This window comes from Burkholderia sp. R-40, from assembly GCF_049942845.1.
GTDB lineage: Bacteria > Pseudomonadota > Gammaproteobacteria > Burkholderiales > Burkholderiaceae > Burkholderia > Burkholderia ambifaria.
In genome coordinates, this window is the sequence record NZ_CP187967.1 from 589610 (window position 1) to 613360 (window position 23751).

Consider the following 23751-nt stretch of genomic DNA (forward strand, 5'->3'; position numbering starts at 1 on the left):
CTCGCGCGGCAGGGCGGGTGGCAGCGGATTACTTCAGTGCGGCGAGTGCTGCGTCGTAGTTCGGCTCGTCCTTGATCTCGTCGACGAGTTGCGCGTGGATCACCTTGTCCTGCGCGTCGAGCACGACGACCGCGCGGGCCGTCAGGCCGTTCAGCGGGCCGCTCGTCACGTCGACGCCGTAGGCGTTCGCGAAGGCGCGGCCGCCGCGGAACGTCGAAGCCGTCACGACGTTCGCGAGGCCTTCGGTCGTGCAGAAGCGCGTGGCGGCGAACGGCAGGTCGCCCGACACGACGACCACGACCGTGTTGTCGAGCGACGACGCCGCTTCGTTGAACTTGCGGGTCGACGTCGCGCAGGTCGGCGTGTCGAGGCTCGGGACGATGTTCAGCACCTTGCGCTTGCCGGCGAAGCTGGCGAGCGACAGATCGGCGAGGTCCTTGCCGACCAGCTTGAAGTCGGGGGCTTGCGAGCCGACGGCCGGGAACGTGCCGGCGAGATCGATCGGGTTGCCACCCAGCGTAACTTTGCTCATGTTCGTGCTCCGAAATAGCGCGCCGCTGCGGCGCGCGGGTTGAGACGGCGCGCATGCGCGCGCCGCGGGGCGTCACGGATAGAAGATCTGGACGCGGAAATTCGAGGCGGGCGTGCCGTTCGTGTCGAGGCGGACGACCATCGTCTGCGTCGAGCCGGGCGGCAGCCCGGCGTCGATCGGCGTGCCCGGGCGCACGTAGTCGCGCGGCGCGAGCACGCGGCGCACGGTCACGTGATTCGTGTCGTCGAGCAGCGTCAGCTCGAGCGACGGATAGGCGAGCGCGACGCGGTAGCGGTTCGTCAGCGGCACCTTCAGCTCGAGCGTGCGCGGGCCGTCGATCTGGCGCAGGTCGGTCGCATCGAGCCGCAGGCCGTCAATCGCGCGCGGCGGCGTGAGCTTGCAGCCGAGCGGCGCGCACGCCTGCCGGAACCAGCCCTGCGTGGCGGGCCAGTAGATCATCACGGTTTCGCGCTGCCACCACGCGAGCTGCGCGACGAGCAGCACCGCGAGCGCGGCGGCGACGAGCCCGCCGAAAAAGCCGCCGAGCATCCCGCGTCGCGGCGGCGCGCCCGTCTCCCGCGTCTCGCGCGTCACGGCGAAATGCGGGCGGTCGTCATCGGTTAGCGCGGCGGGGAAGGGGAGGGCCGGTTGGACGGCCGGTTGGGCGGCCGGTTGGATGTCCGGTTCGGCGGCCGGTTCGCTGGTGGCCGCGGTCGGTGCGGTCGGTGCGGGCGCGCGTTCGTCGGCGTGGGTGTCGGGTCCGGATTCGGGTGCCGATTCGGGTTCGGACACGGCTTGCGCCGGCCTGAACGCGAAGCGCGGTTCGCGCGGTGCGTGCTCGTCGTCCGGTACTGCGAAGCGCGCGTTGCCCACCGGTTCAGCGGGCTCCGCTGCGGCGGGTTCGGCCGACGGCGTGTGCGCGACGAAGCGCGGTTCGCGCAGGTCGGGCTCGGCAGTGGGCGCGGCGAACGACGTGCCCGACGCGTCGGTTTCGTGCAGCGTCGCGTCCGGCTCGGCCGCTTGCATGTGCGCGGCGTCCAGCTCGGCAGGGGCGGAGGCAATCGGTGCGGGCGTGCCGGAAAGGCGCACGACACCGGCTTCGATGGCCGGCAGCGCGAGCGGCACCAGTGGCTCGGCGCGCACGGTCTGCACCGTGTGCTGCAACGATGGATCGACGCCGGCATCGAGCCACGGCGCCCACATGTCCCAGCCTTCGGGCTTGTAGTCGATACCGGACGCCGGCTCGACCGGGGCGTCGGTGGCGAAGAGCCGCGAGGGGGCGGCGTCGGGTGCGGCGTCCGGTTGCGGGGCGGCGGCGCCCGGCCCGGCCGGTGCCGCTTCGGTCAGCGCCGGGTCGGGCTGCCGCGCCGGATCGGGTACGAGCGACTGCGAGGCGTTGAAGACCTGCTGGCAGTGTCCGCAGCGCACAAGCCCGTCATGCAGCGAGAGCTGTTCCTGCTGCAGCCGGAAGACGGTTTCGCAATGAGGGCAGCGCGTCGCAAGAAGCATGTCGAGCCGGGCGGCCTGCTGGCCAGAGTGAAGGACAGCGCTATTCTAATGGCTTTCGCGCCGGGTTCCGGCGAGGCATACCCAACCTTCGTGTTCGCGCCAGACCGAGATGTCGACGTAGCGCGCATAGACGGCCGCGACTTCGTCCGCCTGGCGTGCGAGCACGCCCGACAGCGCGATGCGCCCGCCCGGTTTCACCTTCGACGCGAGCATCGACGCCATCAGCTTCAGCGGGTTCGACAGGATGTTCGCGACGACGATGTCGAATTCGCCGGCCGGGCACGCGTCGGGCAGCCCGTACGTGACTTCCGCATGGTTGCGTTCACTGTTCTGCCGCGCCGACTCGACCGCCTGCGGATCGATGTCGATGCCCACCACGGGGTTCGCCCCGCATTTGCGCGCGAGGATCGCGAGAATGCCGGAGCCGCAGCCGTAGTCGAGTACCGACTGGCCGGGCTTCACCGACTGTTCGAGCCATTCCATGCACAGGCGCGTGGTCGGGTGGCTACCGGTGCCGAACGCGAGACCGGGGTCGAGTTCGAGGATCAACGCGTCGGGGTCGGGCGCGTCGTGCCACGACGGCACGACCCAGATCCGCTCGCCGATCGGAATCGGCTCGAATTGCGACTGCGTGAGCCGCACCCAGTCCTGTTCCTCGACTTCGCGCACGTCGAACTTCGGCGTGTCGGCGACGCCGATGTCGTTCACGGCCGCCGCGAGCAGCACGGCCGGCTCGTGATCGGGCGACAGCAGTGCGATCACGCGCGAGTGCTGCCACGCGGTGCGATCGGGAACCAGGCCGGGCTCGCCGAAGAGCGGCTGTTCGTCGGGCGTGTCGGCGTCGGCGTCTTCGACGGACACCGACAGCGCGCCGAGTTCGAGCAGCGCGTCGGACAGCGCCTCCGCATGCTCACGGGCCAGTTCGACGACGAGTTCGCGATAGCTCATGCTTACGCTTCTTCCGGTGCGACCTGCTGCTTCTGGGCGAGCCGGTGTTCGAGGTAGTGGATGCTGGTGCCGCCTTCGACGAACTTCGAGTCGATCATCAGCTCGCGGTGCAGCGGAATGTTCGTGTGGATGCCTTCGACGACCATTTCCGACAGCGCGATGCGCATCCGGCGGATCGCCTGGTCGCGTGTCGCGCCGTAGGTGATCAGCTTGCCGATCATCGAATCATAGTTCGGCGGCACGAAATAGCCATTGTATGCATGCGAGTCGACGCGCACGCCGGGGCCGCCCGGCGTATGCCATGACGTGATCCGGCCCGGCGACGGCGTGAACTTGAACGGATCTTCCGCGTTGATCCGGCATTCGATCGCATGTCCGCGGAACTGGATGTCGCGCTGGCGCAGCGCGATTTTCTCGCCGGCCGCGATGCGGATCTGTTCCTGCACGATGTCGACACCCGTGATCATCTCGGACACCGGGTGCTCGACCTGCACGCGCGTGTTCATCTCGATGAAGTAGAACTCGTTGTTCTCGTACAGGAATTCGAACGTGCCCGCGCCGAGGTAGCCCATCTTCTTGCACGCGTCCGCGCAGCGGTCGCCGATGCGTTCGATCAGGCGGCGCGGAATGCCGGGCGCCGGCGCTTCCTCGATCACCTTCTGGTGACGGCGCTGCATCGAGCAGTCGCGCTCGCCGAGCCAGATCGCGTTCTTGTGCGCGTCGGACAGCACCTGGATTTCGATGTGGCGCGGGTTCTCGAGGAACTTCTCCATGTACACCTGCGGGTTGCCGAACGCACGGCCGGCTTCCTCGCGGGTCATGTTGACCGCGTTGACGAGAGCGGCCTCGGTGTGCACGACGCGCATGCCGCGCCCGCCGCCGCCGCCCGCTGCCTTGATGATGACCGGATAGCCGATCGTGCGCGCAATCTTGACGATCTCCTTCGGATCGTCCGGCAACGCGCCTTCCGAGCCCGGCACGCACGGCACGCCGGTCTTGATCATCGTCTGCTTCGCGGTGACCTTGTCACCCATCATGCGGATCGTTTCCGGGCGCGGCCCGATGAACGTGAAGCCCGACTGCTCGACGCGCTCCGCGAAATCGGCGTTCTCCGACAGGAAGCCGTAGCCGGGGTGAATCGCTTCGGCATCGGTGACTTCCGCGGCGCTGATCAGCGCGGGCATGTTCAGGTAGCTCAGGTTCGACGGGGCGGGACCGATACAGACGGCTTCGTCCGCGAGGCGCACGTACTTGGCTTCCTTGTCGGCTTCCGAGTAGACAACCACCGTCTTGACGCCGAGTTCGCGGCACGCGCGCTGGATGCGCAGCGCGATTTCACCGCGGTTGGCAATGAGGATTTTTTCAAACATAGCGAGTATTCGTCTCTTCGAGGGGCGCGCGAACGGCGCCTGGCGAGCATCGGCGGCGCGCGGCCGGCAGGGCCGCGCGGCGGAGTTAGCCGATCACGAAAAGCGGCTGGCCGTATTCGACGGCCTGGCCGTTCTCGACGAGGATTTCCTTGACGATGCCGGCCTTGTCCGACTCGATCTCGTTGAGCAGCTTCATCGCTTCGATGATGCAGATCGTCTGGCCTTCCTTGACCGTGTCGCCCACCTGGACGAACGGGTCGGCGCCCGGCGACGGCGCGCGATAGAACGTGCCGACCATCGGCGACGTCACGACGTGGCCCTGCGGGACGGCCGGTGCGGCTGCCGCGCCGGCGGCCGGCGCGGCGGCGCCGTCGGTCGGCAGCGCGGCCGACGGAGCGGGCGCGCTGACCTGCGGGGCAAACCCAGCCGTCTGCTGCACGTAGACCGGCGGCGCGTTCTTGACGATGCGCACCTTGCCTTCACCTTCCGTGACTTCCAGCTCGGAGATGCCGGATTCGGAAACGAGGTCGATCAGAGTTTTCAGCTTACGAAGATCCATCGGGAATTCCCCTTTCAATACGTGAAAGCGCCGGTTAGGGGCCGGCGCTGAATCTAGATCGCGAAATCAGCCGCGCGACGCGCCTTGCAGCTTGTCCAGCGCGTACTCGAGCGCGTACAGATAACCTTTCCAGCCGAGCCCGCAGATGACGCCTTCGGCCTGGTCGGAAAAGTAGGAGTGATGCCTGAACGCTTCGCGGCGGTGCACGTTCGACAGGTGAATCTCGACGAACGGGATGCCTACGCCGGCGATCGCATCCCGGATCGCGACGCTGGTGTGCGTATACGCGGCGGGATTGATCAGGATGAAATCGGTCTGTTCCTCCCGCGCGGCCTGGATGCGGTCGACGAGCGCGCCTTCATGGTTGCTCTGGAACGACGACAGCTCGGCGCCGGCTTCGTGCGCCCGCGCGGCAAGCGCCTGATCGATCTGCGCGAGCGTGACGCGGCCGTACACCTCCGGTTCCCGGGTGCCGAGAAGGTTCAGGTTGGGGCCGTGCAGCACCAGCAATCGTGTCATGGTCGCTTCTATTTCTGCGGAATTGCGCGAACTTTAGCGCTATTTAGAGAAATTTGTCTAGTTTTGCCGAACGGCCAGGCGCGCCGGACCTGCAAGAATTACCGGCGGGGCGGCAAAGTATCAGCGAATTTCCGTGAAATTGCGGCGATCGACGCACAAATCGCCGCCAACGTGCGGGCGGCCGTTCCGGACGATCACAGCGCGTCGAGGGTCTTTCTCAGCTCGGCCGGCTGGATTTGTCCTAATTTTGTCTCGCGAATCTTGCCGGTTTCGTCGATGACGACCGTAAACGGCAGCGCGCCGGCCGTATTTCCGAAATTGCGGGCCAGATCGGCGCCCGCATAACCGCTGACGAAAACCGGATAGTCGACCTTCACCTTCTGAAGAAAGTTCTTCACGTTCTGGTCGGAATCGACGCCGATCCCGATGAAGCGGACGCCTTTCTGCTTGTATTGATGCGACAGCGCGACGAGCTCCGGCATCTCCTCGACGCACGGGCCGCACCACGACGCCCAGAAATTGACCACGACCTTCTGGCCCTTGAAGGCGGCGAGCGACGCCGGCTTGCCGTCGACGCCGGTCAGCGACGCGGCCCACAGCTGATCGACCGGGTTGCCCTGCGCGGCGGGCGCCGCGACGGCGACGCCGTCATCGGCGCTGCCGCCGCGGAACCAATGGCCGGCGGCGAGCCCGCCGGCGACGGCGGCGGCCGCGACCACCGCGAGCGCCAACATGCGTTTCGTCATCATCGTTGAATCATTCCGGTTCGGAAGGAGCGTTGCTGGCCTCGAGCAGCGCGCGCAATGCGGTGGCGTCCGCGCGCGCGACCCGGCCGCGCGCGTCGGCCTTGACCGCGCCGCGCAGGTCGTCGCTCGCGTAGAGCGCGACGTGAATGCCGATCGCGTCCACGTCGCGCCGCGGGCGCCACAGGAAACTGAGCGTCTCGACGTCGGCGCGGCCGGCGAAATGTCGCGTCTCGGATACGTCGTACTGAACGTTCTGGTTCAGCAGGTAGATCGCGACGTCCTTCGGGTTGTCGGTGAATATCTGCAAATGGATGTCCGAATGCTCGTTCGCGGTGCCGTGCAGCACCGCGCCCGTCACATACGGATTGAACTCGGCGAGCCGGCGCATCCAGTCGAGCGCGAGCTCCCGCAGGCGGCGCAGTTCGTCCGGCTGCGTGTCGCTCTGGAACAGCGCGAGGTACTCGCGCAGTTCTTCTTCGATCAGGTCGTTATCCGGCAGCCATTCGCCGGCAACGCGCGCATCGCCGAACAGCTGGCGCGCGGCCTTGCGCTTCGCGCTGGCGTAATCGAGGCCGTCCTCCGCGATCAGGCGGGCGGCGGACTGGGCGATTTCCTCGCGGGCGCGCCGCGGGTCGACAAGAGGTTTGCGAGACATGATCCGGCAATCATACTCGATCGTCGTCGCGCCCGAACGCGGTGCCGGTGCGTGCCGGGCGGCGTCCGCGATCCTCGTTCGGGCCGCCGGTCACGGCGGGGCGTCAGTTACAATGGCGGTCTTTGTGTCGCGGCGAAAGTCGTTGGCCGGGCGGCCTGTCCGGCGTGCCGCGGACCTTCCTTTCCGAATCGACGGCGCCCGGCGGCGCGAAAGCATTCATCTATGCACATCCACATTCTTGGCATCTGCGGCACCTTCATGGGCGGTCTTGCCGTGCTCGCGCGCGAGGCGGGCCACACGGTGACGGGTTGCGACGCGGGCGTCTATCCGCCGATGAGCACGCAGCTCGAGGCGCAGGGCATCACGCTGATCGAGGGCTACGGCGCCGAGCAGATCGACCTGAAGCCCGACCTGTTCGTGATCGGCAACGTCGTCACGCGCGGCAACCCGCTGATGGAGGCGATCCTCGATCGCGGCCTGCCTTACGTGTCCGGCCCGCAATGGCTCGGCGAGCACGTGCTGGCGGGCAAGTGGGTGCTGGCGGTCGCGGGCACGCACGGCAAGACGACCACGTCGTCGATGCTCGCGTGGCTGCTGGAAGATGCCGGCCTGAACCCGGGCTTCCTGATCGGCGGCGTGCCGCTGAACTTCGGCGTGTCGGCCCGGCTGACCGATTCGAGCTTCTTCGTGATCGAAGCCGACGAATACGATACGGCGTTCTTCGACAAGCGCTCGAAGTTCGTCCACTACCGGCCGCGCACCGCGGTGCTCAACAATCTCGAATTCGATCACGCGGACATCTTCCCGGATCTCGCCGCGATCGAAACGCAATTCCATCATCTCGTGCGTACCGTGCCGGGCGTCGGCCGGCTCGTGACCAACGGCCGTTCCGACGCGCTGGAGCGCGTGCTCGCGCGCGGCTGCTGGAGCGAGGTCGAGCGCTTTGGCGTCGACGGCGGCTGGCAGGCGCTGCCGGCCGAGGACGGCGTGCCGGTCGACGAACGGTTCGCGGTGTATTCGCAGTCCGAGCGCGTCGGTGAAGTCGCGTGGCAGGTGCAGGGCGACCACAACCGGATGAACGCGCTCGCCGCGATCGCCGCCGCGCGCCACGTCGGCGTGCCGCCCGCGCAGGCCGCCGAATCGCTCGCATCGTTCCGCAACGTGAAGCGGCGCATGGAAGTGCGGGGCAGCATCGACGGCGTGACCGTGTACGACGACTTCGCGCACCATCCGACCGCGATCGAAACCACGATCGCCGGCCTTCGTGCGCGCATCGGCCGTCAAAATTCCCGCATTCTCGCGGTGCTCGAGCCGCGGTCGAACACGATGAAGCTCGGCGTGATGAAGGCGCAACTGCCGGCGAGCCTCGCGGACGCCGATCTGGTGTTCGGCTATGGCGCGCCCGCCGGGCGCGACGTGCTCGGCTGGAACCTGGCCGACGCGCTCGCGCCGCTCGGCGACAAGGCCCGTGCGTTCGACGATCTCCATCTGCTGGTGAAGTCGGTCGTGGAGGCTGCGCGTCCGGGCGACCACGTGCTGGTGATGAGCAACGGCGGCTTCGGCGGCGTGCACCAGAAGCTGCTCGACGCGCTCGGGAGCCGCGCGTGATCCTGTACCTGCACGGGTTCCGGTCGTCGCCGGAGTCGCAGAAGTCGCGGCTGCTCGCCGCCCGCATGGCGGAGCTCGGCCGCACGCACGAATGGCGCTGCCCGTCGCTGTCGGTGTCCCCGCTCGATGCGATCGCCGTGGCGGAAGCCGAGGTGGCCGGGGCGCGCGACGTGACGGTGATCGGCAGCTCGCTCGGCGGCTACTACGCGACCTGGCTGGCGGAAAAGCACGGCTGGAAGGCGGTGCTGCTGAATCCGGCGATCGTGCCGCAACGCGATCTCGAACAGTATCTGGGCGAACAGCCGTTGTGGCACGGCGGCGGCTCGATCGTCGTCGAACGCCGTCACCTGCAGGAGCTCGATGCGCTGCGCGTGCCGGCGATTTCGCGGCCCGGGCGCTACTATCTGTTCGCGGCGACGGGCGACGAAGTGCTGGACTACCGCGAGATGCTCGCCCATTACCCGGGCGCGAAAACGCGCGTGATCGAAGGCAGCGATCACGGAATCAGCGAATTTGCCGACTATGTCGACGACGTTCTCGCTTTTTGCGACGACACAACGTCATGAGCCCGGCGTCATGCCGATCGAATTCCCATCATCATGCGGCGCCGCCGATGCGGCGCCCGGCAGTCTGAACGAGAGTACTGAGTGAACGTTTTCTTCGAGGAATCGGGCAGTTTCAAGGCGGGCAGCGTGCTGTCGCGCCAGGGCGACGCGTTTCAGGTCGAGTTGCCCGGCGGGCGGCGGGCGAAGGTGCGCGCGAAAGACGTGCTGATCGAATTCGAGAAGCCGGCCGCGGGCGAACTGATGCAGGAAGCCGACACGGCCGCGCAGCAGATCGACCTGGATTTCCTGTGGGAATGCGCGCCGGCGGAAGAATTCACCTACACGGCGCTGGCCGCTGAATACTTCGGTGCGACCTACGGCGCGGTCGAGCGCGCGGCGCTGGTGTTGCGGCTGCACGGCTCGCCCGTCTACTTCCGCCGCAAGGGGCGCGGCCAGTACCAGCGCGCGCCGGAAGACCAGCTCAAGATGGCGCTCGCGTCGCTCGAGCGCAAGCGCCAGCAGGCGCTCGTCCAGGTCCAGTATGAAGAGGAGCTGAAGGCCGGCAAGCTGCCGGAGGCGTTCGCGGGCAAGGTGCTCGGGCTGCTGACGCGGCCGGACAAGAATTCGATCGAATACAAGGCGCTCGAGGCGGCGGCCGGCGCGCGCGGCGTGTCGCCGGCGCGGCTGATGCTCGACTGCGGCGGCGTCGCGTCGGCGCGTGCGCTGCACGAGGCGCGCTTCCTCGCGGAATTCTTCCCGCACGGCACGGGCTTTCCGCCCGTCACGGTCGGCCCGCTGCCGGACGACCTGCCGCGCGCGGACGTCGAGGCGTTCTCGATCGACGACGTCACGACGACCGAAATCGACGATGCGTTCTCGGTCGAGCACCTGGCCGACGGTCGCGTGCGGATCGGCGTGCACATCGCGGCGCCGGCGCTCGGCATCGTGCGCGGCGACGCGGTCGATGCGATCGCGCGTACGCGCCTGTCGACGGTCTACATGCCGGGCGACAAGATCACGATGCTGCCGGACGACGTCGTCGACGTGTTCACGCTGAAGGAGGGCGACTACCGCCCGGCGCTGTCGCTGTACATCATCGTCAACCGCGAGACGCAGGACATCGTCGCGAACGAGACGCGCGCCGAACTCGTGTACGTGAAGAGCAACCTGCGCCACAACACGCTCGACGAGCTCGTCAACGAGGAGACGCTCGCGGCCGGCACCGGCGACTATCCGCACAAGGACGACATCGCCGTGCTGTGGCCGCTCGCGCAAGCGCTGTTCGAGAAGCGCCAGGTCGCGCGCGCGGGCTATGGCCTGAAGCGCGAGGTGCAGCGCAACACCGACTACAACTTCTACGTCGAAGGCGAGCACGTGACGATCACGCCGCGTCGCCGCGGGTCGCCGCTCGACCTGATCGTGTCGGAGCTCGCGATCCTCGCGAACTCGACGTGGGGCGCGTTCCTGCACGATCACACGGTGCCGGGCATCTACCGCTCGCAGCGCGGCTTCGGCGCGCCGGGCCCGAAGCGCACGCGGATGCAGACGACGGCCGCGCCGCACGAAGGCCTCGGCGTCGCGCAGTACGCGTGGAGCACGTCGCCGCTGCGCCGCTACGTCGACCTCGTGAACCAGTGGCAGCTGCTCGCGTGCGTGCAGCACGGCGTCACCGCGAAGCTCGCCGCGCCGTTCAAGCCGAAGGACGCCGACCTGTACGCGGTCGTGCAGGGCTTCGACGACACCTATACCGCGTACGCCGACTACCAGCGCCGGATGGAATACTTCTGGTGCCTGCGCTGGCTTGCGCAGGAGCAGAAGAAGCAGGTCGTCGCGAGCGTCGTGAAGGGCGATCTCGTGCGTCTCGAGGAAATTCCGCTGCTGCTGCACGTGCCGGGGCTCGGCGTGCATGCGCGCGGCACGCGCGTGCTGCTCGACGTGATGTCGCTCGACGAGCTGACGATCGAGGCGTCGGTGCGGCTGCTGAACGTGCTCGACGCGCCGACCGTGACGAGCGGCGAGGCGGCCGAGGACGAAGACGAAACCGAAGGCGGCGACGACACGCTGGTCGATGCGGAAGACGCGTCGGCGCAAACCGAGGCCGAAGCGCTGGCCGAATCGGACGGCGCGGCGGCCGAAGGCGGCGATGCCGCGACCGGCAACGGCCAGGCCAGCGAAGAGGGCCGCGCATCATGACCGCGATCGCGCCGGCGAGCGGCGTCGACCGCTACGTGGTGTTCGGCAACCCGGTGGCGCACAGCAAGTCGCCGTTCATCCACGCGCAGTTCGCCGCGCAGACGGGTGAGGCGATCACTTACGAGCACCGGCTCGCACCGGTCGACGGCTTCGAGGCTGCCGTGCGCGCGTTCGTCGCCGAAGGCGGGCGCGGCGCGAACGTCACCGTGCCGTTCAAGCTCGACGCGCATGCGCTCGCCGATACGCTGTCGCCGCGCGCGGCGGCGGCCGGCGCGGTGAACACGCTGCGTTTCGACGCCGACGGCCGCATTTACGGCGACAACACCGACGGTGTCGGCCTCGTGCGCGACATCGAGTCGAATCTCGGCGTGTCGCTCGCCGGCGCGCGCATCCTGCTGCTCGGCGCGGGCGGCGCCGCCCGCGGCGTCGTGCTGCCGATGCTCGAGCGCGCACCGCTGTCGATCACGATCGTGAACCGCACCGCGAGCAAGGCCGAGACGCTCGTCGGCCAGTTCACGCAGGCCGCGCACGATGCGGGCTGCGTGCTGGCGGGCGGCGGCCCGGACACCGTCCGTGCCGAACCGTACGACGTGATCGTCAACGCGACGGCCGGCAGTCTCGATGCGGCGCTGCCGGAGTGCGACGCCGCCGCGTTCGGCGCGGGCACGCTGGCCTACGACATGATGTACGGCGCGCAGCCGACCGTGTTCATGCAGCACGCGGCGTCGCTCGGCGCGCGCACGGCCGACGGTCTCGGCATGCTGGTCGAGCAGGCGGCCGAATCGTTCTTCATCTGGCGCGGCGTGCGGCCGGACGGCGCACCCGTGCTGGCCGCGCTGCGCCAGGCGCTCGCGGCGGCCTGAGCGGAGCGCGGCAGGTGGCGGCGGTAAGCGGCATGCGGCGCACGCGCACGGTCAGCCCGACGCGCTGGATCGTCTACGCGGGTTCGGTGTTCGCGGGCGCGTGGCTCGCGACGCAGCTGTTCTATCTCGTGCAGATCGCGCTGTGGTCGTTCATCAATCCCGGTTCGACCGCGTTCATGCGTACCGACGCTTGGTGGCTGTCGCGCGACAAGCCGCCCGCGCAGGTCCAGCACCAGTGGGTGCCGTACGACCAGATCTCGCGCAACCTGAAGCGCGCGCTGATCGCGTCGGAGGATTCGACCTTCGCGACCAACAACGGCTACGACGTCGACGCGATCCTGCAGGCGTGGGAGAAGAACAAGGCGCGCGGCCGGATCGTCGCGGGCGGCTCGACGATCACGCAGCAGCTCGCGCGCAACCTGTTCCTGTCGCGCGAGAAAAGCTACATCCGCAAGGGGCAGGAGCTGATCATCACGTGGATGCTCGAGACGGTGCTCGACAAGGAGCGGATCTTCGAGATCTACCTGAATTCGGTCGAATGGGGCCGCGGCGTGTACGGCGCCGAAGCCGCCGCACGCTATTACTTCAGGATTCCCGCGAGCCGGCTCGGCGCGTGGCAATCGGCGCGCCTCGCGGTGATGCTGCCGAAGCCGCGCTGGTTCGACGCGCATCGCGGCTCGGCCTACCAGGCGCAGCGCGCGGCCGTCATTGCCCGCCGGATGGGCGCGGCCGAGCTTCCGCAATCGCAGTGAGGCAGTGAGCGGCGCGCTCGCGTCGCTGCATTGTCCGTTCCGTCGCCGGCGCACCGTTGGTGCGCTGCAGCGCATGCGTGTCGCCCGGATTTCAGGCCGCATTGTTTAGACGAAACCGTCTATTTCGCTTTACTGAGCAATCCCTGCAGCCGCGCGGTTTTGTTTGGCGATATGGCACGAAATCCGCGCGGTTTCTCCGTTTCAACGGTCACGCGCCACGCGCTGAAAGCCGGCTGAAAAACGATGGTGTGCGAATCGAAGCATTCCTGAAAGGTGTGCGCCGCACCGACCTTCGCTCGAATATTTCCAAATTTTTCAAAGGCGACCCGCTCGCGTATATTGGCCAGCGCCTCGGCTTATCGGCCGCAATCGAGGCGGGGGGCGGCGTACCCGGCTGCTCGACACAAAAAACATTCGAGAGAAGGAAAGCAACGATGCCAGCGAGCAAAGCGAAGCTGTTGTTGGGAGTTGTGTTCTCTTCGCTGATTCTGACGGCCTGCAACGACGACGTGACGTCGTCCGCCGCAACAGGTGCCGCCAACTCAGCCGATCCCGCCGCTCAGGTGGACAGGCCGTACAACGATCCCAATAGTTATTCGTCGAGCGCGACCGCGTCGCTCGACGCGTCCGCCGCGGTCGAGAAGGCCGCCGTCACCCATCACCAGATCACGCTGAACGGCCACACGATCCGCTACACGGCCACCGCCGGCCACCTCGTCGCGCGCAATCCGCAGACGGGCGCGCCCGAAGCGTCGTTCTTCTACATCGCGTACACCGCCGACAACCAGCCCGCGGCGAAGCGCCCCGTCACGTTCCTGTACAACGGCGGCCCCGGTTCCGCATCGGTGTGGCTGCATCTCGGCTCGTTCGGTCCGAAACGGATCCAGACGGGCGACCCGAACGCGAACACGTCGACGTTCCCGTTCGTCGACAACGCGGAAAGCCTGCTCGATACGACCGACCTCGTGTTCGTCGATGCGATCGGGACAGGCTTCTCGGAAGCGATCGCGCCGAACACGAACCAGACGTTCTGGGGCGTCGACCAGGACGGCGGCGCATTTCGCGATTTCGTGATGCGCTACATCGCCGTGAACCAGCGCAACGATTCGCCGAAATACCTGTTCGGCGAATCGTATGGCACGCCGCGCACCGACGTGCTCGCGAACCTGCTCGAAACGGCCGGCGTGAAGCTCGCCGGCATCGTGCTGCAGTCGTCGATCCTGAACTACAACGCGAACTGCGACATGGCGAGCGATTACATCGGCAACTCGAACAACGGGGCGAGCCCGGTGAGCTGCGCGGGCTTCATGCCGTCGTACGGCACCGTCGGCGCGTACTACCAGCTCGACAATCCGAACCCGTCGAGCCTGCCGCAGTATGCGGACCAGATGCGCCTGCTGACGGCCGGCAGCTACGCGCCCGCCGTGAACGCGTATCTCGCGAGCCACACGCCACCTCCGCCGACGCTCGTCACGACGATGGTGAATTCGACCGGCGTGAAGCAGTCGCTGTGGAATGCGGACTTCAACGTGGTCCCGACGTTCTTCGACAACAGCTTCCAGGTGGCGCTGATCCCGGGCACGCTGATCGGCCGCTACGACGCACGCGTGAACGTGCCGTCGTCGAGCCCGCTCGCGGCCGACGGCGACCCGTCGAGCACGTTCATCACGAAGCCGTTCACCGACACGATCGGCAGCTACCTGCCGAACGTGCTGAAGTACAGCGCGCAGTCCGCGTATTCGCTGAGCAGCAACGCGATCAACACGTGGGACTGGTCGCACGACGGCCTCGCGATGCCCGACACGATCCCCGATCTCGCCGCGGCGCTGACGCTCAATCCGTCGCTGAAGGTGCTGTCGCTGAACGGGTATCACGACATCGCGACGCCGTTCTACCAGACCGAGCTGGACCTCGCGCGGCTCGGATCGCAACCGAACCTGACGATCAAGGACTATCAGGGTGGACACATGGTCTATCTCGACGATACGTCGCGTCCGCAGGAGAAGGCCGACCTCGTGACTTTCTACAACGCGGCCGCGCATTGATGCGATGGGCGGGCCCGGCGACGCGCGCGTGGCCGCGCCGTTCGCCGGCCGTCGACGACCTCATTCCAGACTGGAGCCTGACATGAAGAAACGTTTCATCGTCGTTGCCGCGGCGCTTGCATGCGCCGGCGCTGCAACATCCGCATCCGTGTCCGCGTTCGCGCAGGCGAGCGACGCCGCCACCCCGGCGCGTGCGCGCCAGGCGCAGCTCGGCGATCCGTACGTGCCGCCGGCCGCGCGCAAGCCGACCGCCGGCACGCAGACGACCGGCGCCGCGCTGCACGCGCAGGTGGTGCGCAAGCTCGCGCGGCAGTTCGGCGCGGCCGATACGCAGAACACCGGTTCGATCACCGAAGCGCAGGCGCGCGCGGCCGGCCTCGGCTACGTCGCGAACCACTTCCGGCAGATCGACGCGAGCGGCAGCGGCCGCGTGTCGTTCTCCGACGTGCAGCGCTACATGCAGGCGCGCAGCACCAACCAGCAATAAGCGCGGCAAGCGTAGATAACGGGGGCGGAACCGACGACGCGTCGGGTTCCGCCCCGTGCACGTGGCGCGGCCGTTTCACGGCGATTGCCGCTTTTGCTCATTATCTGGACAACGCATTCAAATATTGGAGGCGAGTGCGTGCGCTCCTACAATCCGAAGCACATCGACAGCTTCGGACCCACGCATCGCGCGGCGCCCGACGCACACGGAGACACATTCCATGAAGTTCGCCGGGCGCTTTCCTCGGTGCATCGACCGCCGCGTTGCCGCGACGCCCGACCTCGTTCCGGCTTCGCGACCGCCGCTTCACCGATTCCGCTGAAGAAGCCCGTTCCATGACCAAGATGCCCGAATCCCTTGCTCTCGACGCCCGGCGTGCGACGCCGGACGATGCGCCGCTGACCGACAGCATCGGCGCGACCAGCACGCCGCTCGATCTCGCCGCGCAGCAGGCCGGCACGCAGACGCTGTTGCGCGGTCTCGCGATCCTCGAAGCGATCGCGAACGGCGCGCGCGACATGCGTGCGATCGGCGCCGCGCTCGGCACGACGCGCAGCACGACGCACCGTCTCGTCAGCAGCCTCGTGCAGGCGCGCTACCTGCGACAGGTGCAGGGCGGTTACCTGCTCGGCCCGAAGCTGATCGAGCTCGGCACGATCGCGCTCGAGCAGATGCCGCTCACGGCGGTCGCGCGGCCCCACCTCGAAGCGCTCGCGGAAGCGACGCTCGACACGATTCACCTCGGCGTGCGCGACGGCGACGACGTGCTGTACATCGACAAGATTCCCGGCACGCGTGGCCTCGAGATGCGTTCGCGCGTCGGCCACCGGATGCCGCTCGCCTCCACCGGCATCGGCAAGGCGATGATGCTCGACCTCGATCCGGACGTGTGGCGCTCGCTGTTCGAAGCGGCGCGCCGCGCGCTGGCCGGCGTCAATTTCAAGCCGGACAACCGGCCCGAGACGAGCGCGTTCCTGCAGCGCATGGCGCACTACGCGGCCGGCGGCTACACGTTCGACCTCGAGGAAAACGAGGCGTCGATCCGCTGCGTGGCCGCACCGATTCGCGACGCATCGGGCGCGGTCGTCGCGGCCGTGTCGGTCGCGAGCACGATTCCGTACATGCCGCACGATCGGATGGATGAACTGATTCCGCTCGTGCAGCGTGAAGCGCGAGCCATTTCCGCTGAACTGGGCTGGAGCCCGCCGCAAGGTACCCGCAGGATCAAACGATGACCCATCCGACCCGGACCGCTCCGGACGCCAACTCCGCCGCCCCGTCGCTGATTGCGCTCGACTGGGGCACGACGTCGCTGCGCGCGTATCTGTTCGATGCGCACGGCGCGCTGCTCGACACGCGCAGCCGCGCGGCGGGCGTGATGCACGTGCCGGCCGGCGGCGCGCGTGCGTTCGACGTCGTGTTCGAGGAAGCGTGCGGCGACTGGCTCGACCGCGCGCCCGGCGTGCCGGTGCTGGCCGCCGGGATGGTCGGCAGCGCGCAGGGCTGGCGCGAGGCGCCGTACGTCGCGGTGCCGGCCGGCGCCGATGCGCTGGTCGCGGGCCTCGTCACGGTGACGACGGCGCGCGGCACGGCGGTGTCGATCGTGCCGGGCGTGATCGCGACGGGCGAATTGCCTGACGTGATGCGCGGCGAAGAAACGCAGATATTCGGCGCACTCGCTAACGATTCTCTGCTTGATGCCGATCGTTCAGGGCTACTGATCGGATTGCCGGGCACGCATGCGAAGTGGGCGTGGGTGAAGGACGGGCTCATCGAGCGCTTCCAGACCTTCATGACGGGCGAGCTGTTCGCGGCGCTGCGCGATCACACGATCCTCGGCCGCACGATGCGCGCGAGCCCGTCGCCCGACCGCGCGGCATTCACGCGCGGCGTCGCGGTCGCCCGCGGCGCGCAGCGCGCGGGGCTGCTCGCGACGATCTTCAGCACACGCACGCTCGGCCTGACCGACCAGCTCGCGCCTGATGCACAGGGCGACTACCTGTCCGGCCTGCTGATCGGCCACGAACTCGGTGCGCTCGACGCGATGCTCGCGGAGCGCGGTGTCGCGCTCGCGAACCAGCCGCTGCTGCTGATCGGCGACGACGGATTGTGCGCGCGCTATGTCGATGCGCTGCGCGTGTTCGGCTGCCTGCATGCGCGTGTCGTCGCGCAGGCGACCGAGCGCGGCCTGTGGTGGATCGCATCGCGTGCCGGACTCGTGCGCGCGGACGGCGAGCCCGTCTGCGCCGATCAATGAACCGATTGAAGAGGAACCATCGATGTCGTCCGAACTCACGTTGCCCGCGCCGTACACGCCGCATCCCGCGTTGATGCGGGCATTCGACGCGTGCCCGCTGATCGCGATCATGCGCGGCATCACGCCCGCCGAAGCGGCCGACCACGGCCTCGCGCTGCACGAAGCCGGCGTGCGGATCGTCGAGGTGCCGCTGAACTCGCCCGATCCGTTCGACAGCATCGCGGCGCTGCGCCGCGCGTTGCCGGACGACATGATCGTCGGCGCGGGCACCGTGCTGCGCGCCGAATTCGTCGACCGCGTGCAGGACGCCGGCGGCACGCTGATCGTGATGCCGCACAGCGACGCGGCCGTGATCCGCCGCGCGCGCGAGCGCGGGCTCGCCAGCGCCCCGGGCGTCGCGACGCCGACCGAGGCGTTCGCCGCGCTCGCGAACGGCGCCGACGTGCTGAAGATGTTCCCGGCCGAGCAGCTCGGCGTGTCCGTCGTGAAGGCGTGGCGCGCGGTGATCGACCGCGCGGTGCCGCTGCTTCCGGTCGGCGGGATCACGCCGGACAACATGCAGCCGTTCCTCGCGGCCGGTGCCAACGGCTTCGGCCTCGGCTCGGCGCTGTACCGGCCCGGCCAGTCGGCGGACGCGACGCTCGCGAATGCGCGCGCGTTCCAGGCCGGCCTGCGCGCGGCGCTGGGCGGAGCCGCATGATGGGACGTCTCGCGGGCAAGGTCGCGGTGGTGACGGGCGCGGGCCGCGGGATCGGCGCCGCGATCGCGCAGGCGTTCGCGCGCGAGGGCGCTGCCGTCGCGCTCGTCGACCTCGACTTCCCGCAGGCGCAGCGCACGGCGGCCGCGATCGCCGCCGGCATCGACGGCGCGCGCGTGCTCGCGCTGCATGCGGACGTCGCGCGGCAGGACTCGGTGCGCGACGCGTTCGCGCAGACCGAAGCGGCGCTCGGCCCGCTCGACGTGCTGGTGAACAACGCGGGCATCAACGTGTTCGCCGATCCGCTGACGATGACGGACGACGATTGGCGCCGCTGCTTCGCGGTCGATCTCGACGGCGTGTGGCACGGCTGCCGCGCGGCGCTGCCCGGGATGGTCGAACGCGGTCGCGGCAGCATCGTGAACATCGCGTCGACGCATGCGTTCCGGATCATCCCGGGCTGCTTTCCGTACCCGGTTGCGAAACACGGCGTGCTGGGCCTTACGCGTGCGCTCGGCATCGAATACGCGGCGCGCAACGTGCGGATGAACGCGATCGCGCCCGGCTACATCGAGACGCAGCTCACGCGCGACTGGTGGGATGCGCAGGCCGACCCGGCCGCGGCGCGCGCCGAGACGCTCGCGCTGCAGCCGATGAAGCGGATCGGCAAACCGGAGGAAGTCGCGATGACGGCCGTGTTCCTCGCGTCCGACGAGGCGCCGTTCATCAATGCCGCGTGCATCACCGTCGATGGCGGGCGCGCGGCGCTGTACCACGATTGACGCAACGATTCGAAAGACCGCACGTGCGACGGCCGCGCGCACGCTGCGTCGAAACCAACAAGCGGCTGCATCCCGTTCGATGAAGACAAGGAGACACTGGAGATGAAACGCAGAACGTTCGTAACGCTGGCCGCCGCGGCGGCGGTGGTGATGGGCAGTCCGGTCGCGCACGCGGCCGATCCGGTCAAGATCGGCTTTCTGGTGAAGCAGCCGGAAGAGCCGTGGTTCCAGGACGAATGGAAATTCGCCGAGATGGCCGCGAAGGACAAGGGCTTCACGCTCGTGAAGATCGGCGCGCCGTCGGGCGAGAAGGTGATGAGCGCGATCGACAACCTGTCCGCGCAGAAGGTGCAGGGCTTCATCATCTGCACGCCCGACGTGAAGCTCGGGCCGGGCATCGTCGCGAAGGCGAAGTCGCACAACCTGAAGATGATGACGGTCGACGACCGCCTCGTCGACGGCGCGGGCAAGCCGATCGAGTCGGTGCCGCACATGGGCATTTCCGCGTACAACATCGGCAAGCAGGTCGGCGACGGCATCGCGGCCGAGATCAAGAAGCGCGGCTGGAACATGAAGGAAGTCGGCGCGATCGACATCACGTACGAGCAGCTGCCGACCGCGCACGACCGCACGAGCGGCGCGACCGACGCGCTGGTGGCGGCCGGCTTCCCGAAGGCGAACGTGATCGCGGCGCCGCAGGCGAAGACCGACACCGAGAACGCGTTCAACGCGGCGAACATCGCGCTCACCAAGAACCCGCAGTTCAAGCACTGGGTCGCCTACGGCCTGAACGACGAAGCCGTGCTCGGCGCGGTGCGCGCGGCCGAAGGGCGCGGCTTCAAGGCGGACAACATGATCGGCATCGGCATCGGCGGTTCCGATTCGGCGCTCAGCGAATTCAAGAAGCCGCAGCCGACGGGCTTCTACGGCACCGTGATCATCAGCCCGAAGCGCCACGGCGAGGAAACCTCGGACCTGATGTACGCATGGATCACGCAGGGCAAGGCACCGCCGGCGCTGACGCTGACGACGGGCATGCTCGCGACGCGCGACAACGTGTCGAAGGTGCGCGACGAGATGGGGCTCGCATCGAAGTAAGCGGCTTGCCGGCTGCCGCGGCGATGCGGCAGCCGGCGATCGATGGATCTGCAAAGTGGGGAGACGACGTGTCAGCGGCACTGCGTTTTGACAATATCGGCAAGGTATTTCCCGGCGTGCGCGCACTCGACGGCATCTCGTTCGACGTGCATGCGGGCGAGGTGCATGGCCTGATGGGCGAGAACGGCGCGGGCAAGTCGACGCTGCTGAAGATTCTCGGCGGCGAATACCAGCCCGACGCGGGCAGCGTGCTGGTCGACGGCCAGCCCGTGCATTTCTCGAGTGCGGCCGCGTCGATCGCGGCCGGCATTGCGGTGATTCACCAGGAACTGCAGTACGTGCCCGACCTGACGGTCGCGGAGAACCTGCTGCTCGGCCGCCTGCCGAACGCGCTCGGCTGGGTGAAGAAGGGCGAGGCGAAGCGCCATGTGCGCGAGCGGCTCGCCGCGATGGGCGTCGATCTCGATCCCGACGCGAAGCTCGGGCGGCTGTCGATCGCGCAGCGGCAGATGGTCGAGATCTGCAAGGCGTTGATGCGCAACGCGCGCGTGATTGCGCTCGACGAGCCGACGAGCTCGCTGTCGCATCGCGAGACCGAGGTGCTGTTCAAGCTCGTCGACGACCTGCGTGCGCAGGGTCGCGCGCTGATCTACATCTCGCACCGGATGGACGAGATCTACCGGCTGTGCGATGCGTGCACGATCTTCCGCGACGGGCGCAAGATCGCGTCGCACGAATCGCTCGCCGACGTGCCGCGCGAGCAGCTCGTCGCCGAGATGGTCGGGCGCGAGATTTCGGACATCTACCATTACGCGCCGCGCGCGCTCGGCGACGTGCGGTTTTCCGCCGAAGGCGTCGACGGCCCGGCGCTGCGCGAGCCGGCGAGCTTCTCGGTGCGCGCGGGCGAGATCGTCGGGTTCTTCGGGCTGGTCGGCGCGGGGCGCAGCGAACTGATGCGGCTCGTGTACGGCGCGGACCGCCGGCGCGCGGGCGAGCTGACGCTCGACGGCAAGCGCATCGACGTGAAGCGCACCGGCGACGCGATCCGCCACGGCATCGTGCTGTGTCCGGAGGACCGCAAGGAAGAAGGGATCATCGCGATGGCGTCGGTCGCGGAGAACATCAACATCAGCTGCCGCCGCCATTCGCTGCGCGCCGGGCTCTTCATCGACCGCAAGACCGAAATCGAAACGGCCGACCGCTTCATCCAGCGGCTGAAGATCAAGACGCCGAACCGCCGGCAGAAGATCCGCTTCCTGTCGGGCGGCAACCAGCAGAAGGCGATCCTGTCGCGCTGGCTCGCGGAGCCCGACCTGAAGGTCGTGATCCTCGACGAGCCGACGCGCGGGATCGACGTCGGCGCGAAGCACGAGATCTACGACGTGATCTACCGGCTCGCGGAGCGCGGCTGCGCGATCGTGATGGTGTCGTCGGAACTGCCGGAAGTGCTCGGCGTGTCCGACCGCATCGTCGTGATGCGCGAAGGCCGCATCGCGGGCGAGCTGGCGCGCGCGCAGGCGAACGAGCATGCGGTGCTCAGCCTCGCGCTGCCGCAGACGAGCGTCGCCGAGGCGGCCTGACGCGATGTCAGGTCGCCGCGGGCGACGCACGATATTCGAATCGATCAAGCGCGGCGCGGGCCGCGCGATGCAGGAGCAGGAGACACAACCATGCAAGTCCGGGAAAACCTCGCCAGCGCAGCCGTGAAGCCGTCGGCCGACGCGCTGGTTCCACAGCAGAGCGACCGCCAGAAGTGGTGGCAGCACCTCACCGAATACAGCCTGATCGCGATCTTCGCGGTGATGTTCCTGACGATGTCGCTGACGGTCGATCACTTCTTCTCGATCGACAACATGCTCGGCCTCGCGCTGTCGATCTCGCAGATCGGGATGGTCGCGTGCACGATGATGTTCTGTCTGGCCTCGCGCGACTTCGACCTGTCGATCGGCTCGACCGTCGCGTTCTCCGGCGTGCTGTGCGCGATGGTGCTGAACGCGACCGACAACACGTTCGTCGCGATCATCGCGGCGGTCGCGGCCGGTGCGGCGATCGGATTCGTGAACGGCGCGGTGATCGCGTACCTGCGCATCAACGCGCTGATCACGACGCTCGCGACGATGGAAATCGTGCGCGGGCTCGGCTTCATCGTGTCGAAGGGGCAGGCGGTCGGCGTGTCGTCGGACACGTTCATCGCGCTCGGCGGGCTGTCGCTGTTCGGCGTATCGCTGCCGATCTGGGTCACGCTGCTGTGCTTCATCGTGTTCGGCGTGCTGCTGAACCAGACCGTGTACGGCCGCAATACGCTCGCGATCGGCGGCAACCCGGAGGCGTCGCGCCTCGCGGGGATCAACGTCGAACGCACGCGCGTCTACATCTTCCTGATCCAGGGCGCGGTGACGGCGCTCGCCGGCGTGATCCTCGCGTCGCGCATCACGTCGGGCCAGCCGAACGCCGCGCAGGGCTTCGAGCTGAACGTGATCTCCGCCTGCGTGCTCGGCGGCGTGTCGCTGATGGGCGGCCGCGCGACGATCTCGGGCGTCGTGATCGGCGTGCTGATCATGGGCACCGTCGAGAACGTGATGAACCTGATGAACATCGACGCGTTCTACCAGTACCTGGTGCGCGGCGCGATCCTGCTCGCAGCCGTGCTGCTCGACCAGCTGAAGAACCGCGGCGTACGCGACTGACCGATTCCACGGAGACGATTCGCATGACCATCGAAACTTCCGCGCAGGATTCGCGCGCCGCGAGCGACGCGCGTTATGCGCGCTACCCGAGCCTCGCGGATCGCGCGGTGCTGATCACGGGCGGTGCGACCGGGATCGGCGCGGCGTTCGTCGAGCACTTCGCGCGGCAGGGCGCACGCGTCGCGTTCGTCGATCTCGACGCGCAGGCGGGCCAGGCGCTCGCGGAAAGCCTCGCGCAGTTGCCGGAGGTACGCCACGCGCCGCTGTTCCTGCCGTGCGACCTCACCGACATCGATGCGCTGCACCATGCGATCGACGCGATCCGCGCGCGGATCGGCGCGATCGCGGTGCTCGTGAACAACGCGGCGAACGACACGCGCCACGCGATCGCCGACGTGACACCGGCGTCGTTCGACGCGGGCATCGCCGTGAACCTGCGCCACCAGTTCTTCGCCGCGCAGGCGGTGATCGACGACATGAAGCAGCGCGGCGGCGGCGCGATCATCAATCTCGGCTCGATCAGCTGGATGCTGAAGAACGGCGGCTATCCCGTGTACGTGATGGCGAAGGCGGCCGTGCAGGGGCTCACGCGCGGGCTTGCGCGCGATCTCGGCCCGTTCGGGATCCGCGTGAATTCGCTGGTGCCCGGCTGGGTGATGACCGACAAGCAGCGCAGGCTCTGGCTCGACGACGCGGGCCGCGCGGCGATCAAGGCGGGCCAGTGCATCGACGCCGAGCTGCTGCCGGACGATCTCGCGCGCATGGCGCTGTTTCTCGCGGCCGACGACAGCCGGATGATCACCGCGCAGGACGTGGTGGTCGACGGCGGCTGGGCCTGATTGCTGGTATGGGTGCCGGGGTTCGCTCGGCACCGTGCGACGACCCGTATCGTTTCATCG

At 68.2% G+C, this 23751-nt stretch carries 23 protein-coding genes; 15 read left to right on the forward strand and 8 right to left on the reverse strand.

Annotation, left to right across the window (positions count from 1 at the left end; translation table 11 throughout):
- Positions 1-28 precede the first annotated feature (28 nt).
- The 8 genes from tpx to ACP26O_RS02765 form a co-directional block, all read right to left on the reverse strand.
- The gene (gene tpx / locus ACP26O_RS02730) at positions 29-532 is read right to left on the reverse strand and encodes a thiol peroxidase (protein WP_006758913.1); all 504 of its coding nucleotides are present in this window, start codon (positions 530-532) and stop codon (positions 29-31) included.
- Between the two features lie 72 nt (positions 533-604).
- Positions 605-2041, reverse strand: a complete 1437-nt coding sequence (locus ACP26O_RS02735; RefSeq protein WP_175665339.1) for a DUF3426 domain-containing protein — start codon at positions 2039-2041, stop codon at positions 605-607.
- 45 nt (positions 2042-2086) lie between these two features.
- Entirely contained in the window at positions 2087-2989 is a 903-nt protein-coding gene (prmA, locus tag ACP26O_RS02740) for a 50S ribosomal protein L11 methyltransferase (RefSeq protein ID WP_175665338.1), read from the reverse strand.
- A 2-nt stretch (positions 2990-2991) separates the two neighbouring features.
- Positions 2992-4359, reverse strand: a complete 1368-nt coding sequence (gene accC, locus ACP26O_RS02745; protein WP_006752252.1) for an acetyl-CoA carboxylase biotin carboxylase subunit — start codon at positions 4357-4359, stop codon at positions 2992-2994.
- A gap of 85 nt (positions 4360-4444) precedes the next feature.
- Positions 4445-4918, reverse strand: a complete 474-nt coding sequence (accB, locus tag ACP26O_RS02750) for an acetyl-CoA carboxylase biotin carboxyl carrier protein (RefSeq protein WP_175665337.1) — start codon at positions 4916-4918, stop codon at positions 4445-4447.
- Positions 4919-4984: 66 nt separating this feature from the next.
- Positions 4985-5437 carry a type II 3-dehydroquinate dehydratase gene (gene aroQ / locus ACP26O_RS02755; RefSeq protein ID WP_175665336.1) on the reverse strand — a complete coding sequence of 151 codons (453 nt, stop codon included), beginning with the start codon at positions 5435-5437 and terminating at the stop codon, positions 4985-4987.
- A 194-nt stretch (positions 5438-5631) separates the two neighbouring features.
- Positions 5632-6186 (reverse strand): TlpA family protein disulfide reductase, encoded by a 555-nt coding sequence (locus ACP26O_RS02760; RefSeq protein ID WP_175665335.1) that lies wholly within the window; start codon positions 6184-6186, stop codon positions 5632-5634.
- 7 nt (positions 6187-6193) lie between these two features.
- Positions 6194-6838, reverse strand: coding sequence for a UDP-N-acetylmuramate--alanine ligase (locus tag ACP26O_RS02765; protein WP_165750847.1), 645 nt, complete (start codon positions 6836-6838; stop codon positions 6194-6196).
- Positions 6839-7060: 222 nt separating this feature from the next.
- On the opposite strand from ACP26O_RS02765, the gene mpl reads away from it, so the two are divergent.
- From mpl to ACP26O_RS02840, 15 genes are all read left to right on the forward strand, one after another.
- Positions 7061-8446 carry a UDP-N-acetylmuramate:L-alanyl-gamma-D-glutamyl-meso-diaminopimelate ligase gene (gene mpl, locus ACP26O_RS02770; RefSeq protein ID WP_011655924.1) on the forward strand — a complete coding sequence of 462 codons (1386 nt, stop codon included), beginning with the start codon at positions 7061-7063 and terminating at the stop codon, positions 8444-8446.
- Positions 8443-9012, forward strand: a complete 570-nt coding sequence (locus ACP26O_RS02775; protein WP_175665334.1) for a YqiA/YcfP family alpha/beta fold hydrolase — start codon at positions 8443-8445, stop codon at positions 9010-9012. The genes mpl and ACP26O_RS02775 overlap by 4 nt, the downstream gene beginning before the upstream one ends.
- An 81-nt stretch (positions 9013-9093) precedes the next feature.
- Positions 9094-11184 (forward strand): RNB domain-containing ribonuclease, encoded by a 2091-nt coding sequence (locus ACP26O_RS02780; protein ID WP_175665333.1) that lies wholly within the window; start codon positions 9094-9096, stop codon positions 11182-11184.
- Entirely contained in the window at positions 11181-12047 is an 867-nt protein-coding gene (gene aroE / locus ACP26O_RS02785; RefSeq protein ID WP_175665332.1) for a shikimate dehydrogenase, read from the forward strand. Before ACP26O_RS02780 ends, aroE begins: the two co-directional genes overlap by 4 nt.
- 14 nt (positions 12048-12061) lie before the next feature.
- The gene (gene mtgA, locus ACP26O_RS02790) at positions 12062-12799 is read left to right on the forward strand and encodes a monofunctional biosynthetic peptidoglycan transglycosylase (RefSeq protein WP_126227135.1); all 738 of its coding nucleotides are present in this window, start codon (positions 12062-12064) and stop codon (positions 12797-12799) included.
- A gap of 434 nt (positions 12800-13233) precedes the next feature.
- Positions 13234-14844 (forward strand): S10 family peptidase, encoded by a 1611-nt coding sequence (locus ACP26O_RS02795; RefSeq protein ID WP_175665331.1) that lies wholly within the window; start codon positions 13234-13236, stop codon positions 14842-14844.
- An 82-nt stretch (positions 14845-14926) separates the two neighbouring features.
- Positions 14927-15331, forward strand: coding sequence for an EF-hand domain-containing protein (locus ACP26O_RS02800; protein ID WP_138848263.1), 405 nt, complete (start codon positions 14927-14929; stop codon positions 15329-15331).
- Between the two features lie 335 nt (positions 15332-15666).
- Positions 15667-16566, forward strand: coding sequence for an IclR family transcriptional regulator (locus ACP26O_RS02805; protein ID WP_011655931.1), 900 nt, complete (start codon positions 15667-15669; stop codon positions 16564-16566).
- Entirely contained in the window at positions 16563-17588 is a 1026-nt protein-coding gene (locus tag ACP26O_RS02810; protein WP_175665330.1) for a 2-dehydro-3-deoxygalactonokinase, read from the forward strand. The genes ACP26O_RS02805 and ACP26O_RS02810 overlap by 4 nt, the downstream gene beginning before the upstream one ends.
- 22 nt (positions 17589-17610) lie before the next feature.
- Entirely contained in the window at positions 17611-18288 is a 678-nt protein-coding gene (locus tag ACP26O_RS02815; protein ID WP_175661529.1) for a 2-dehydro-3-deoxy-6-phosphogalactonate aldolase, read from the forward strand.
- Positions 18288-19067 carry an SDR family oxidoreductase gene (locus ACP26O_RS02820; RefSeq protein ID WP_041491315.1) on the forward strand — a complete coding sequence of 260 codons (780 nt, stop codon included), beginning with the start codon at positions 18288-18290 and terminating at the stop codon, positions 19065-19067. Before ACP26O_RS02815 ends, ACP26O_RS02820 begins: the two co-directional genes overlap by 1 nt.
- 102 nt (positions 19068-19169) lie before the next feature.
- A complete protein-coding gene (locus ACP26O_RS02825) occupies positions 19170-20165 on the forward strand; it encodes an arabinose ABC transporter substrate-binding protein (protein WP_006755510.1) in 996 nt (331 codons plus the stop codon).
- Positions 20166-20233: 68 nt separating this feature from the next.
- Positions 20234-21745 (forward strand): L-arabinose ABC transporter ATP-binding protein AraG, encoded by a 1512-nt coding sequence (araG, locus tag ACP26O_RS02830; RefSeq protein ID WP_105786162.1) that lies wholly within the window; start codon positions 20234-20236, stop codon positions 21743-21745.
- A gap of 90 nt (positions 21746-21835) precedes the next feature.
- Complete coding sequence (gene araH / locus ACP26O_RS02835; RefSeq protein ID WP_012363061.1) at positions 21836-22852, forward strand: L-arabinose ABC transporter permease AraH; 1017 nt, start codon at positions 21836-21838, stop codon at positions 22850-22852.
- 23 nt (positions 22853-22875) lie between these two features.
- Positions 22876-23691: an SDR family NAD(P)-dependent oxidoreductase gene (locus ACP26O_RS02840; protein WP_175665329.1), complete on the forward strand. Its 816-nt coding sequence runs from the start codon at positions 22876-22878 to the stop codon at positions 23689-23691.
- Positions 23692-23751 lie beyond the last annotated feature (60 nt).